Source organism: Pseudomonas folii (assembly GCF_014357575.1).
Lineage (GTDB): Bacteria > Pseudomonadota > Gammaproteobacteria > Pseudomonadales > Pseudomonadaceae > Aquipseudomonas > Aquipseudomonas folii.
Window position 1 is genome coordinate 1 of record NZ_JACONW010000143.1, and the last position, 13,346, is coordinate 13,346.

The 13,346-nt window shown below is 58.0% G+C and carries 13 protein-coding genes; 2 read left to right on the forward strand and 11 right to left on the reverse strand.

From position 1 onward, the window contains the following. Window positions 1–39: 39 nt before the first annotated feature. The 10 genes from H8S59_RS21955 to H8S59_RS22000 all read right to left on the reverse strand — a co-directional run bounded on the left by H8S59_RS21955 (window position 40) and on the right by H8S59_RS22000 (window position 9,352). Window positions 40–480, reverse strand: a complete 441-nt coding sequence (locus tag H8S59_RS21955; RefSeq protein WP_095098152.1) for a CBS domain-containing protein — start codon at window positions 478–480, stop codon at window positions 40–42. Between the two features lie 119 nt (window positions 481–599). Further along, entirely contained in the window at window positions 600–1,676 is a 1,077-nt protein-coding gene (locus H8S59_RS21960) for a protein-glutamate methylesterase/protein-glutamine glutaminase (protein WP_187522793.1), read from the reverse strand. Then, on the reverse strand, window positions 1,639–2,166 hold the full coding sequence (cheD, locus tag H8S59_RS21965; RefSeq protein WP_095098147.1) for a chemoreceptor glutamine deamidase CheD: 528 nt from the start codon (window positions 2,164–2,166) through the stop codon (window positions 1,639–1,641). The genes H8S59_RS21960 and cheD overlap by 38 nt, the downstream gene beginning before the upstream one ends. Next, the gene (locus tag H8S59_RS21970; protein WP_176469914.1) at window positions 2,163–2,969 is read right to left on the reverse strand and encodes a CheR family methyltransferase; all 807 of its coding nucleotides are present in this window, start codon (window positions 2,967–2,969) and stop codon (window positions 2,163–2,165) included. Before H8S59_RS21970 ends, cheD begins: the two co-directional genes overlap by 4 nt. An 18-nt stretch (window positions 2,970–2,987) precedes the next feature. Then, entirely contained in the window at window positions 2,988–3,527 is a 540-nt protein-coding gene (locus H8S59_RS21975) for a chemotaxis protein CheW (RefSeq protein WP_095098139.1), read from the reverse strand. A 38-nt stretch (window positions 3,528–3,565) separates the two neighbouring features. After that, the gene (locus tag H8S59_RS21980) at window positions 3,566–5,224 is read right to left on the reverse strand and encodes a methyl-accepting chemotaxis protein (protein ID WP_095098136.1); all 1,659 of its coding nucleotides are present in this window, start codon (window positions 5,222–5,224) and stop codon (window positions 3,566–3,568) included. A 31-nt stretch (window positions 5,225–5,255) separates the two neighbouring features. Further along, a complete protein-coding gene (locus H8S59_RS21985; RefSeq protein ID WP_187522794.1) occupies window positions 5,256–7,382 on the reverse strand; it encodes a chemotaxis protein CheW in 2,127 nt (708 codons plus the stop codon). A 50-nt stretch (window positions 7,383–7,432) separates the two neighbouring features. Beyond that, window positions 7,433–7,723 carry an STAS domain-containing protein gene (locus H8S59_RS21990; protein WP_027902809.1) on the reverse strand — a complete coding sequence of 97 codons (291 nt, stop codon included), beginning with the start codon at window positions 7,721–7,723 and terminating at the stop codon, window positions 7,433–7,435. Window positions 7,724–7,759: 36 nt separating this feature from the next. Beyond that, window positions 7,760–8,128, reverse strand: coding sequence for a response regulator (locus tag H8S59_RS21995; protein WP_027902808.1), 369 nt, complete (start codon window positions 8,126–8,128; stop codon window positions 7,760–7,762). 9 nt (window positions 8,129–8,137) lie between these two features. Then, window positions 8,138–9,352, reverse strand: coding sequence for a methyl-accepting chemotaxis protein (locus H8S59_RS22000; RefSeq protein ID WP_425504601.1), 1,215 nt, complete (start codon window positions 9,350–9,352; stop codon window positions 8,138–8,140). 408 nt (window positions 9,353–9,760) lie between these two features. Here H8S59_RS22000 and H8S59_RS22005 point away from each other — a divergent pair, with 408 nt between their 5' ends. Continuing rightward, window positions 9,761–10,756 (forward strand): aldo/keto reductase, encoded by a 996-nt coding sequence (locus H8S59_RS22005; protein ID WP_187522795.1) that lies wholly within the window; start codon window positions 9,761–9,763, stop codon window positions 10,754–10,756. 309 nt (window positions 10,757–11,065) lie between these two features. Here the strand turns inward: H8S59_RS22005 and H8S59_RS22010 are convergent, their stop codons facing one another. Continuing rightward, on the reverse strand, window positions 11,066–11,974 hold the full coding sequence (locus H8S59_RS22010; RefSeq protein ID WP_187522796.1) for a LysR family transcriptional regulator: 909 nt from the start codon (window positions 11,972–11,974) through the stop codon (window positions 11,066–11,068). A 101-nt stretch (window positions 11,975–12,075) separates the two neighbouring features. Here H8S59_RS22010 and H8S59_RS22015 point away from each other — a divergent pair, with 101 nt between their 5' ends. After that, window positions 12,076–13,320: an aspartate aminotransferase family protein gene (locus H8S59_RS22015; RefSeq protein WP_187522797.1), complete on the forward strand. Its 1,245-nt coding sequence runs from the start codon at window positions 12,076–12,078 to the stop codon at window positions 13,318–13,320. The last annotated feature ends 26 nt before the right edge of the window (window positions 13,321–13,346 follow it).

Consider the following 13,346-nt stretch of genomic DNA (forward strand, 5'->3'; position numbering starts at 1 on the left):
AGACCGCATTCTTTGCTCCAACAGGGTGTGGGCTCAGGCTCAATCCCCGCGAATGTACTGCTCCAGCTGTTTGATCAGGCTGGCTTGCTCGGCGATGGCCTCTTTGACGAGGTCACCGATGGACAACAGTCCCAGCAATTCCCCGTTTTCCACGACTGGCAAGTGGCGCAGATGGCTGTCGGTCATGATGCCCATGCAGGCTTCGACGCTCTGCTGGGAGTCGACAGTGATGACTTTGCTGCTCATGATCGCGCTGACCGGGGTGCCCACCGAGGAGCGGCCCTGAAGGACCATCTTGCGGGCATAGTCCCGCTCGCTGACCACACCTACCAGCTTGCCGTTGTCCACCACGGGCAGTGCGCCGATGTTTTTCTCGGCCATGAGCCTGAGAGCATCGAGCACCATCTGGTGGGGGGAGATGGTGTGGACCTTCTGATTGGAAGACGCCTTGAGCTTGAGCAGTTGTGCAACGGTTTTCATTTGTTGTTCTCCCGTAACGACCCGAGGCGGCGTAGGGCGGCCTGACAGTCTGCCAACAGCATCGTAGACCGCGCCCCACAGAGCAAGCTGCAAAACCGCATCAAGGCATTAGAAAAACGCTATTTGTGCAGGATCGCGTGCTGGATGTCGTGCAGCGGCATGATGCGTTGCGCGGCATTCAGTTTGATCGCTTCCTTTGGCATGCCGAATACCACGCAGGTTGCCTCATCCTGGGCAACTGTGGCGCTACCAGCATCCAGCATTTCCTTCAGCCCGCGAGCGCCATCATCGCCCATGCCGGTCATGATGATGCCGGTGGCGTTCTTGCCAGCGAATCTGGCGACCGAGCGAAACAGCACGTCCACCGACGGGCGATGCCGGTTTACCAGAGGGCCGTCCACCACCTGTACGTGATAGAACGCGCCGCTGCGGGTGACCATCATGTGTTTGCCGCCAGGTGCGATGAGGGCGAGACCAGGCAGGATGCGGTCGTTGTTCTTTGCCTCGCGTACTTCAATCTGGCTGAGACCGTTAAGCCGCTCGGCAAAGGACGCGGTAAATTTCTCCGGCATGTGCTGCACGATAACGATGCCCGGACACACCCGAGGCAGGGCGGTCAGCACCGCTTCCAGGGCCTGAGTGCCACCGGTGGATGTGCCCAGCGCGACAATGCGTTCGGTGGTCTGGGCCATGGCGTGGCCCTGCGCGGCCGGCAGAATTGCATCGGCGCTCAAGCGTGTCGCAGGTGTCAGCACCGGCGCTGCTGCGCGTCGGCCGAGGTTTTTGACATTGGCGTTGGCGGCGGCGCGAATCGCACCGATCAGTTCCGCGGCCGACTCCAGCAAAAAGTTCTTCAGGCCCGTGGTGGGTTTGGTGATGACCTCCACGGCACCCGCTGACATTGCCTGCAGGCTGGTTTCTGCGCCTTTTTGGGTGAGCGATGAGCAGATCACCACCGGAGTAGGGCGCTCGCTCATGATTTTCTTCAGGAAGGTAATGCCATCCATGCGAGGCATTTCCACGTCCAGCACGATCACGTCCGGCCATTCTTTGGCCAGTTTTTCCATGGCGAAGATCGGATCAGACGCTGCCCCCATCACATGGATGTCAGGCGTGTCGTTGAGGATGGCCAGCAGAACTTGACGAACTACCGCCGAATCATCGACTAGCAGTACGTTTATTTTTTTCGTGGCCATGTTCCGTGGTTGTCCTTATTGGTTTGTGTCTGACCCAGACATGTCCGTTGCAAAGGTCGAAAATGACATTGCGGTAGCCTGTGCTGCCCATGTCCTGTGCAATCAGGTCAAGGTCGTGGCTATCGGCAAGCTCCAGTGCCGCCCGGACGTTCATCCGCGCAACATCGCTGTAATGCACGCCACGTTTGTGGTGGGGGAACATTTCGCCACCCCCGAACAACTTGAGTTGATAGTCTTCCGGCGCGGTGCGGTGTGCTTTGGCGTGTTCGAGGAACATCTCGATCGCTTCGTCACCGTATTTGCCATTCAGCCCGCCGCATCGGTGGGTCCGGGTTGGCAGCATGAAGTGGCACATGGCGCCAATCTTGCGCACCGGATGCCAGAAAGTGATGCCAACGCAGGACCCGAGGATCGTGCGTATGCGGGTAGGATTTGTCGCGAAGTGAAAGTCACCCGGCGCCAGAAAGACTTCATCAACGGTGGTATTCATGGCTTGCGATAGATCGAGGGTGCTACCAGTTTCAATGCATCGCTGACGCCGTTGAGGCTTTCAGAGTGGCTGACAATGAAATACCCACCGGACTTGAGGCGCGGGAGCAGACGGGCAACAACCTTGATCTTTGTCTCCTGGTCAAAATAAATCATTACGTTACGTAGAAAGATCACGTCGAACTCGCCGAGTTCCGGCAGAGCCTCATTTAGATTGACCTGAATAAAGTTGACCCGGTTGCGCAACCCCCGGTCCACCAGAAACGTGCCGTGCTGATTGCCAATGCCCTTGAGGCAGTACTTGTGCAGCAAGGGCTGGGGCAGGTTGGTGGCGCGCTCCATGGGGTAATGTCCGGCACGGGCCTTGGCAAGCACCTGGCTGCTGATATCCGAGCCGATGATTTCCCACGGCGTAGTGCCGAGGCTTTCGGCCAGGGTCATCGCCAGGCTGTACGGTTCTTCGCCCGAAGAGCTCGCGGCACTCCACACTCGAAAAGTCTTGCCCGGTGTTGCTTTGGGCAATACCTGCTGGCGGAGAAAATCAAAGTGCTTGGGCTCGCGGAAGAAGTAAGTTTCATTGGTGGTGAGCAAATCCAGCGCAACCTGTAGTTCGTCGCTGCGCTGGCCGCTCATGATCAGCTTGAAGTATTCGCCATAGCTTTCCAGCTCATAGTGCTTGAGGCGCTTGAACAGGCGACCCGCCACCAGCGCTTTTTTTGCGGGTGACAGGCTGATGCCCGCCGCCCCGTATAACCAGGACTGAAACTGGCTGAATTCCCTGTCGTTGAGCACTGTTCCGTTCACGATATCTGCCGTCCCGGGTCAGCGCTGTTCGGCGTCGATGGCCGGAATCTGATCAACCGCGGCCAGACTCGACATCTCGTCGATGGACAGCACTTGATCAACTTCCAGAACGATGACGAACTTGCCATCGACCTTGGCCATGCCGCTGATGAAATCGGCACGAATCTTTGCACCGAAGCTGGGTGGTGGTTCGATTTGCGAAGCGGGGATGTCCATCACCGCTGAAACCGTGTCCACCAGCAGGCCGATGTCCTGTGACTGTCCGTCCGCTGTGCTGGCTTCGATGATGACCACGCAACTGCGACGGGTAATCGTCGAGTTGGGGCGGCCAAAGCGCGCCGACAGGTCCACTACCGGGACCACCGCGCCGCGCAGGTTGATCACCCCGCGGACGAAGGCCGGCATCATCGGCACGACAGTAAGATTGCCGTACTCGATGATTTCTTTGATGCCAAGGATCCCGATGGCGAACATCTCGGTGCCGAGCATGAACGTCAGGTACTGCTCCTGTTCCTCAACGACCGTCACATTTTGTCGTGTCGTAGCGATTGCGCCCATGTCTGTCTCCTTCATGACAAGCGAGTGGGTGGATCCGCTCAGAATCGAGTGAATTCGGATTCATCCGGGGTGCTTGCCATGTTGTACGCAAACGACTTCTGCGGCGCTTGCGGAGCCGGGCGAGACGGCTTGCGGCTTGTAGTGCCTGAGGAGTTATCGAACTTCGCGGGCTGGTTGGCGGCTTTCGGCGCGGCGTCGAGGGTGAAGAAGCTCATGGCCTGCTGCAGTTGCTCAGCCTGACTGCTCATCTCTTCAGCAGTGGCAGCCAGTTCTTCGCTGCTCGATGCGTTTTGCTGAGTGACGGAGTTGAGCTGGGTCATTGCCGTGTTGATCTGCGCGACACCGGCTGCCTGTTCTTCGGACGCTGCGCTGATTTCCTGAACCAGATCCGAGGTCTTGTTGATCGACGGGACCATCTCATTGAGCAGGTTGCCAGCTTTCTCTGCCATGTCGACGCTGCTGGACGACAGTTCACCAATTTCCTGTGCTGCAACCTGGCTGCGTTCCGCGAGTTTGCGCACTTCAGCGGCAACTACGGCGAAGCCTTTGCCGTGCTCACCGGCACGCGCCGCTTCGATGGCCGCGTTGAGGGCCAGCAGGTTGGTTTGATAGGCGATGTCGTCAATGATGCTGATACGCTGGGCGATTTTCTTCATGGCCACAACGGTCTGCTGTACGGATTCGCCGCCGTCGGTGGCTTCCTTGGCAGCCTTGCTGGCCATGCCGTCGGTGACTTTGGCGTTCTCGGTGTTCTGATTGATGCTGGCGCTCATCTGTTCGATGGAGGCGCTGGTTTCTTCGACGCTGGCAGCTTGCTCGCTAGTGGCCTGGCTCATGGACTGAGCGGTTGCACTGACTTCTTCAGAGGCGCTGGCCAGGTTGTCGGCTGCGTTGCGCACTTCACCGATGATGTGCGAGAGCTTGCCAACCATGTTTTGCATAGCGTTGATCACCATGCCGGTTTCGTCTTTGGAACCCGGCTCGATGTGCACGTTGAGGTTGCCTTCGGCCAACTGTTCGGCAACGACCGCAGCTTCTTTCAACGGGCGGGAGATGACCCGCGAGATGAACAGCGCCAGACCCAGGCCGACAATCAGCGCCGAGATCAATACCGCAATGATCGAAATCCGCGCGGTTGCGTACAGTTCATTGCCCAGCACATTGGCTTTTTCAGCACCGGCGTCGTTAAATTCGACCATTTTCTGCAGGTCGGCCGTCACCAGGTCGAAAGTACGTTTCGACTCACCCCGCAACAGAGCACGTGCATCGGCTTCCGCACCCTGCATGGAAAGGGCCAGAACGTTTTTGCTGACGGTCAGATAAGCGGCCCAGTCAGACATCATCGTGTCGAAAAGCTGGCGTTCATCCGGCCCGGAAATGAGTTTTTCATAGACCGCCACCCGGCTCTCAAACTGCTTCCTCGCTTCCGCCGCTTCTTGCTCTGCGGTAGTTTTTTCCTGGGTGGATTCGGTGCTGATGTGACGGTTTTCCTTGAGACGGTAATTGGCCGCTTGAAAGCGCATGGCGGACGCCGCACGCATGGACGGCATCCAGTTATCGCGAATGTCGCTGGCAGTGTCATTTACCTGACCCAGCTGAATAATGGAAAACACGCCCATGACTGCGGTGAGGGCGAGCACCGTGAGAAATGACGCGATCAACTTCGTGGCGATCTTCAGATCGTAAAACCATTTCATCGGGTGTTACCTCCATGGAAATGCGGATGCATCAACGGGCAGTGGCTGGCGATTGGGCTGGATTAGCGGTGTAGCGTGTTTCAAGGTGTACGATTTGGCTGAGCAGGGCCGGTATGTCGAGAATCAGCGCGACGGCGCCACTGCCCAGAATGGTCGAGCCGCTGATGCCGCGCAGTGCGCCAAACAGCTTGCCCAATGGTTTGATCACGGTCTGGAATTCACCCAGCAGGTCGTCTACAACCAGCCCCGCCTTATGTTCGGCATAACGCACCACCACCACGTTCTGGCGGCGAGCGGCAGGGCCGTCGTGGTGAAAGTGGTCGCGCAGATACACCAGTGGCAGCACTTCACCACGCAGGTCCAGATAACCCTGTTCGCGACTGAGCTGGCGGTCGCTCTCGTTTAGCTCGATGCATTCCTGGACCATGTCCAACGGAATCACGTAAGTGGATTGACCTATCCCGACGAGGAAACCGTTGATGATTGCCAGCGTCAGCGGCAGACGAATGCGTATGACGGTGCCTTGCCCCGGTTTACTGTCCAGATCGACCGTGCCGCGCAGCAGGGTGATATTGCGCTTGACCACGTCCATGCCGACGCCGCGCCCTGACAGGTTGGTGACCGCCTGGGCGGTGGAGAAGCCCGGTTCGAAAATCAGGTTGTAGATTTCCTGATCGGTGAGGACTGCACCGGGGGCTATGAGGCCACGTTCCTGGGCTTTTTCCAGAATCCGGTCGCGATTCAGTCCCGCGCCATCGTCGGCAATTTCCAGCACGATGCTGCCGGAGTCATGGTAGGCATTGAGGTGCAGATGGCCCTTGGCAGGCTTGCCGGCAGCCAGGCGTGCCTCGGCGCTTTCAATGCCGTGATCCATTGAATTGCGCAGCAAATGCATGAGCGGGTCGCCGATTTTCTCGACGACGGTTTTATCCAGTTCAGTTTCGGCACCGCTGATGATCAGGTCGATGTCTTTGCCCAGTTCCTGGCTGACATCCCGCACAACACGGCGGAACCGATTGAACGTGTCACCAATGGGGATCATCCGCAGACGCAATGCCCCGTCGAGAATTTCCTCGACCAGCCCGGAAACAGTTGATGTGGACTCTTGCAGCGGGTCGTTGTCGCAAGTCCGGGCGAGCAGGGTAGCGCCCGCACTGGCAATCACCAGTTCACCGACCAGATTGATCAGTTCGTCCAGTTTGTCAGCGTTGACCCGGACGTAGCGGCCATCTTTGGCTTTGCTCTCGGCAGGCTTGTCGCTGGAAAGCTGCTTCTCGCTGGAGACGTTGGCCGGCACGCGTGGCACGGAGCGCTGGTCTTCCAGCAACTCGCCCATGGCAACCATGGCGGTGCCTTGCTCTGCGATGTCCGACGCCTGGGACATCAGTTCAGTGCCCAAGCGTTCCTGTTGACTTTCAGTCTCCGCTTTAGTGATTTCCACCAGACAGTCTTCGCGCACGAAATCAAAGACTTCGTTGATCGCGGCATGGGTCGCACTGGAATGGAAGTCGATTTCGAAGCCCAGATAGCAAGACTCTGCATCCCATGCCTCGAGCGCTGGCAAGTTGTCGGTCAGTGTCTGCACCGTGACGATCTCGCCCAGCGTGTTCAAGAAGCGCAGGAATGACAACGGGTCCATGCCATTGCGAAACACGTCGTGACCGAAGCGCAGGGAAATATGCCAAAGCACGGCACTGGCCTGTTCGGTGTTGAGTTCAGTATCCGGGATCACTTCCAGCTCATCGCTGCTGACGTTCGCGGGGGCCTGATAGGCTTGCAGGCGTTGACGCAGTTCGGCTTCGCGAGCGAGTGCAGGAGCTTGCAGTTGGCCGCCCTGGCTGGCGACTACATCAATCAGTTCGAGCATGTGATCGCCGGACTTCAGCAGCACCGCGATCAGGCCCGCATCGGCGGCAACACTGCCTTCGCGCAGTCGGTCCAGCACGTCTTCGACGATGTGCGTGAAGCTAACAATCGGGTCGAGTCCGAACAGGCCAGCCGAGCCTTTGATGGTGTGCGCTGCCCGGAAGATCGCGCCGATCGCGTCGGCATCGCCGGGTTCGCTTTCCAGTTGCAGCAACGACTCTTCCATCGCCTCCAACAGCTCGCGAGCCTCGACGATGAACGTTTGTAATGCCTGGTCGAGATTAATGCTCACGCTCAGTTCCCTTTGGTGATGTCAGCCGCAGCAGCCGGGGGAGTCGGTATTCAAACCGACGGTCCCAAGCCACTCAGTTGCAGGGTTTCCAGTACCGCATTGCTGTGGCCGGTCAGGGTCAGTGCCGTCCCGGCCTTCGCGGCCTCACGGGTGACCATGATCAACAGTTGCAAGCCTGCGCCGTCCATTTCGGTGATCTGCGACAGATCGATCTGCATCTGTGGCGTTGCGCCCAACCGTGGAAGCAACTGAGCGGACAAATCCGACGCGGTGTAAATCGTCAGCTCACCGTCGATGTTCACGTGTGCCGTGTCATTGAGAATTTCACATGCAAGCGGCATCGCAACCTCCCGGTATCAGGCATCAGTAGCAGGCAATCAGGGCAGAATCAGCTTGGAAACAGCGGCCAGCATCTGCGCTGGCTGGAACGGCTTGACCACCCAGGCTTTCGCGCCTGCTGCCTGGCCTTCCATCTTTTTCGATTCCTGAGACTCGGTGGTTAGCATGATGATCGGGGTGAACTTGTAGTTCGGCAGCTTCTTGACCTCTTTGACGAAAGTGATGCCGTCCATATTCGGCATGTTCACGTCGCTGATGATCAGGTGCACTTTCTGCCCGGTGAGCTTGCTCAGGGCGTCACGGCCATCGCTTGCTTCGATAACGTCATAACCTGCGCTTTTCAGGGCGATGCCGACCACTTGTCGAACGCTGCTGGAGTCGTCGACGACCAGTATGTTTTTAGCCATGAGGCTCTCCTAAAAAAAGGTTATTTCTTGTGAATTCTGTTGTCCGGCGCTGCTGCCGTGGTGTGTCTTGCGCTGCTCGTCGGTGGCGTAGGTCGCTTCCATGCGCGCGAGCCAGCTGCGTGCGTCAATATTCACGGGCTGATCCGGTGCCTGAGTCGCCTGCTGCAAATGGGCGTGCAGGTCGTCAATGTTGTCCCGCACATGAACCAGGATCTGGCTGACCCGATCCTGGAATTGCAGGCTGACCAGCACTTCAGTCATTTCGTCACGGATACCGAAGCTTTCCTGTTGAAGCATTTCGGCGGACTCGGCGAGGCGCTCGGTCACGCTCTTGAATCGCTCAAGTACTCGCTGAATAGTGTTTTCAGAGTTCACGACCGAGTTGCTGTCCTGGTCCGCGCCACTGGAAGCGGCCTGCACCAGTTGATTGATTGCGCTGTTGATGATGTCGACCTTTGCGGACATCTGCTGACCGGTTTCGCTGGACTTGCTCGACAGGCTGCGTACAGCGTCGGCGACCACCGCAAAACCGCGCCCGGCTTCGCCTGCACGCGCCGCTTCAATGGCAGCGTTAAGCGCCAGCAGGTTGGTTTGCGCGGCGATGGCCGCAACGTCGGCAGCCATCGTGCGCAACTCCCCCGTGTAGGCAGTAAGGTTGCGAACCTGAGCCAGGGTTTCATCACGGCTGGTCTGCGTGGCCTTGAGGGAATTGATGACCTGCACCAGATCACTGTCACTTTGTGCAAGCACTTGCAACGCACCATCGCCGCTCTGGCCGCCAAGATCGCCCGCCGCATGTTGCGACGCATGAACCGTTTCCTGCAGCCGTGAAGAGATACCTGTGAAGCGGCCGGTCAGAGCAACGATGGCGGTTTCAGTCTGCTCTCTCGAGCTTTCGACTTGCTTGGCCCAGATGGGCATCGCGCCCAGCAGAACTTCATTGATCTGTGTGCTGGATTGCAGCGATGCGCTGTCTGCAGCGAGTTGTTGATGCAAACCCGCAGCCTTGGCAATGGCCTGCAGTTTGCGATTCTGACTGGCTGCGGCGAACAACCCTGTGGCAACACCTACAGCCAGTACGCCAGCACTCAAACCCATGTTCAGCTGGGTGGAGGCCGACAGGAAAAGCGCGGCACAACCTGCAGCGGCAGGCACCAGCGGAAACCAGAGGAAGAGCATTGGGCGGCTTTGAGCAGGAGAACTACCGTTTTGGCTCTGCATCATGGTTCGATCCTTGAACTACTAAGTAAGGAGAAATTGCGAATACTGTGTTATCTGCAAACCCGACTGAGACTTTAGTCACATTAATGGCGTCAATCGTCAGTCGATTCGACAATGCCAGCTTCATTCGAGGGTGTGATGGCTTGAATGGGTGCTTTTGGGGGTGTCCACTGCCTGTCTTTGCTAGGGATTCCCCGATCGAGGGTCAGGAAAAAGCGTAGCAGTGCATTTTCAAAGCTGGAAATAATTTGTCTTGAATAGCCCGGACTTTTTTTATCCTCAGGGCAAATCAAGCCTATGGGCAGGGAAAATCATCGTTCAGGCAGCCTTGATGAGCGGTCCAGACACCGGCACCTTTGCGCGGTTATCCTCAAAGGCTTGAGTTTTCCAAGCCCGCCAAGGAGAAACAGCATGCAATATCGTCAATTCGGCCGAACGGGCCTCAGCGTTTCGCGGCTGTGTCTGGGGACCATGACTTTTGGTTTGCAGACCGATGCTCAGGTTTCACACCGGATCATCGATCACGCCACGGACGCCGGAGTGAATTTCATCGATACCGCAGATGTGTATCCACTCGGCGCGAAATTCGATGCGGTGGGTCGAACAGAGGAAGTGGTTGGCAGTTGGCTCAAAGGTAAACGCGACCGTTTCATCCTCGCCACCAAGGCCAGCGCTCCCATGGGACCTGCGGCCTGGAATCAGGGTAATTCACGCAAACACTTGCTGGACGCAATCGAAGCTTCGCTGAAACGATTGAACACTGATTACGTCGACCTCTATCAACTGCATATGGACGACCCGCTGACCCCGCTTGATGAGACCCTTGAAGCGCTGGACATCATCGTCAAGCATGGCAAGGCGCGGTACATCGGGGTATCGAACTTCCTCGCTTATCGAATGGCGAGGATGCTCGGCAGGGCGGATTACCTGAGGCTGACCCGTTTCGTTTCCATTCAGCCTCGCTACAACCTGTTGTTCCGGCAGATCGAGCGCGAGTTGTTGCCATTGGCGAAAGAAGAAGGACTGGCGGTCATCCCCTACAATCCGTTGGCAGGCGGTTTACTGACCGGCAAGCACGCACTGGAAAGCACGCCCAGCGATGGCCGCTTCACGGCGAGTGTCGGTGAGGCTGGGGAAATGTACCAACAGCGCTATTGGCATGAGCGCGAGTTCCAGAGTATCGAGCGGCTCAAGGCCTTGCTCAACGAGTCGGGCAAATCAATGACCACTACCTCCGTTGCATGGGTGTTGGCCAATCCTGTGATCACCTCGGCGATCATCGGCGCCAGTCGCCCGGAGCAACTGGATGACACTCTGGCCGCAGCGGATTTTGTGCTGGATGAGTCATTGAAGACGCAGCTTGATGACATTACTCATGAATATCGGTGGGGGGATGCTGCGCGGTAGGGATTAATTGAATAGTCGGCCTGCAGCTCACGGAGATTACGAGGCCCGCGATGACGGTCTGCCTGACACTCCGCCATCGCGGCCTCGCGCTGCTCGTGCGCTCCAGATTTTCATGTGCTGTGCGATCTAGCGATGTGTCAGGCAGATGCTGGACTTGTAGGAGTGAGCTTGCTCGCGATAGCGTCGGTTCAGGCGATAGATTCGTCGACCAATAAACCGAGTCGCGAGCAAGCTCACTCCTACAGGGTCCGTGTTTGCCGCGAGACAGCGCGGTGCCATGGACGCCGGGGCCGTTATCAGCGGCTCCCTTCAAACGGAGCGGCCCCACAACTCCATCACGTAGTCGACAAAACTGCGCAGTTTCGGCGAGCGGTAGCGGTCCTGGGCATACAGCAGGTGCATGGGGCGGCAAGGCAGTTGGTAATCAGGCAACAAAGCGATCAGATTGCCGTTTTCCAGATCATCCTGAACCAGCGCGTCGGGCATCATCGCGATGCCTGCTCCGCCTCGGGCAGCCTTGTGCAGCCCGGCGGAGGTATTCATGGTGATGGGGCCACTCACCGGGACCAATATTTCGCCTTCAGCCCCTGTTAGCCGCCAGTGTTTTTCGACTGAACTCCAGTCATCTCCGGCCGGGTAGGCAAACGCCAGGCAATCATGGTGTTGCAAATCCATCGGCTCGACGGGCGTGCCGCGACGCTGCAGATACGATGGTGCCGCGCAGAGGGTCAGGGTGTAATCCTGCAAGGGTCTGGCGATCAGGCTTGAGTTATGAATCTGGCCCAGACGAATCGCCGCATCGAACCCTTGCCCGATCAAATCCATGCGCTCGTTGCTCCACACGATATCCAGCTTGATTTGCGGGTAGCGGCGGATGAACTCGCTCAGCGCCGGGGCGAGGCTTTCCGAGCCGAATGTGAAAGGTGCGGTAATCCGCAATGTCCCCTGGGGAATGTCCTGAGACTGTGCAGCCAATTGCTCCGAATCGGCAACCAGCGCCAGAACATCGACACAACGCTGATAGTACGTAGCGCCAAACTCTGTCAGACCCTGGCGACGCGTCGTACGTTTGAGCAGGCTGACCCCCAGTCGCTGTTCCAGCCCCCTCAAGTGGTTGCCCACCATGGTGGTCGACATGCCGCATTCCAGTGCGGCAGCCGTCATGCTGCCGGTTTCCACCACTTTGACAAAAACCGACATCGCCTGAAGTAAATCCATTATCAAGCCTGACTTTAAAATTATTGAAGGGAATCGCCGTTTATCCAGCTCTGGTTGCTAACGATACTGGAAAAAACAACGCCTGAGATGGAGTTTCAAACATGACCGCCACTTGCCTGATGAGCACTTACCAACCTTTGGCACTCAGTTTCGCTCGCGGCCTTGGCACTCGCCTGTGGGATGAGGCTGGTCGCGAGTATCTCGATGCGGTGGCGGGAGTTGCAGTCACCAACGTTGGTCATTCGCACCCCCGGCTGGTGGCGGCGATCAGCGAACAGGCAGGCCTGCTGATGCACACCTCGAACCTGTACAGCATTCAATGGCAGCAGGAACTGGCCAGAAAGCTGACCGGACTGGCTGGCATGGACCGGGCGTTTTTCAATAACTCCGGCGCTGAAGCCAACGAGACTGCGTTGAAACTGGCCCGGTTGTATGCCTGGCACAAAGGCATTGAAAAGCCGCTGGTGGTGGTGATGGACAACGCGTTCCATGGGCGGACTCTGGGGACTCTGTCAGCCAGCGACGGGCCCGCTGTGCGGTTGGGTTTCAACTCGTTGCCGGGTGATTTCGTCAAAGTGCCATTTGGCGATTTGGCCGCTCTGGACAAGGTGTGCCAGACCTATGGCCATCGCATCACGGCGATGTTGCTGGAGCCGATTCAGGGCGAAAGCGGCGTGCAACTGGCTCCGCCGGGTTATTTGAGGGCCCTGCGTGAACTGTGCAGTCGGCGCGCCTGGTTGCTGATGCTGGATGAAATCCAAACCGGCATGGGCCGCACCGGGCAGTGGTTCGCCTTTCAGCATGAAGGCATCGTCCCGGACGTGATGACGTTGGCCAAAGGCCTGGGCAATGGCATCCCTATCGGCGCCTGCCTGGCGCGGGGTAAAGCGGCTGAGCTGTTCACGCCGGGCAGTCATGGCAGTACGTTTGGCGGCAACCCGCTGGCCTGTCGGGTTGGCTGCACAGTCGTGGACATTCTCAAGGAACAGCACCTGCTGGATAACGCCCGGTTGCAGGGCGAACGGTTGCTGGCCGGATTGCGTGCTGCCCTGAGTGAGCACCCGGATGTGCTGGAAATTCGTGGCAAGGGGTTGATGGTGGGCGTCGAACTGACCCGGCCATTGCCGAATCTGGCAGCGATTGCCGCGCACGAGCATGGCGTGCTGCTCAACGTCACACGTGGCAAGACGATCCGTCTGTTACCGCCATTGACCGTGAATGAGCAGGAGATTGATGCGATTGTGTTGGGGGTATGCAAGACGCTGGCGTCGTGTACCGGGTTGGGAGGGCAGAGTGTGCCAACGCAAACCGGGAAGAAGGCGATACATCCGCTGCAGGTTTGTTAGGAGCGGTTCCTGTGGCGCTATCTCGC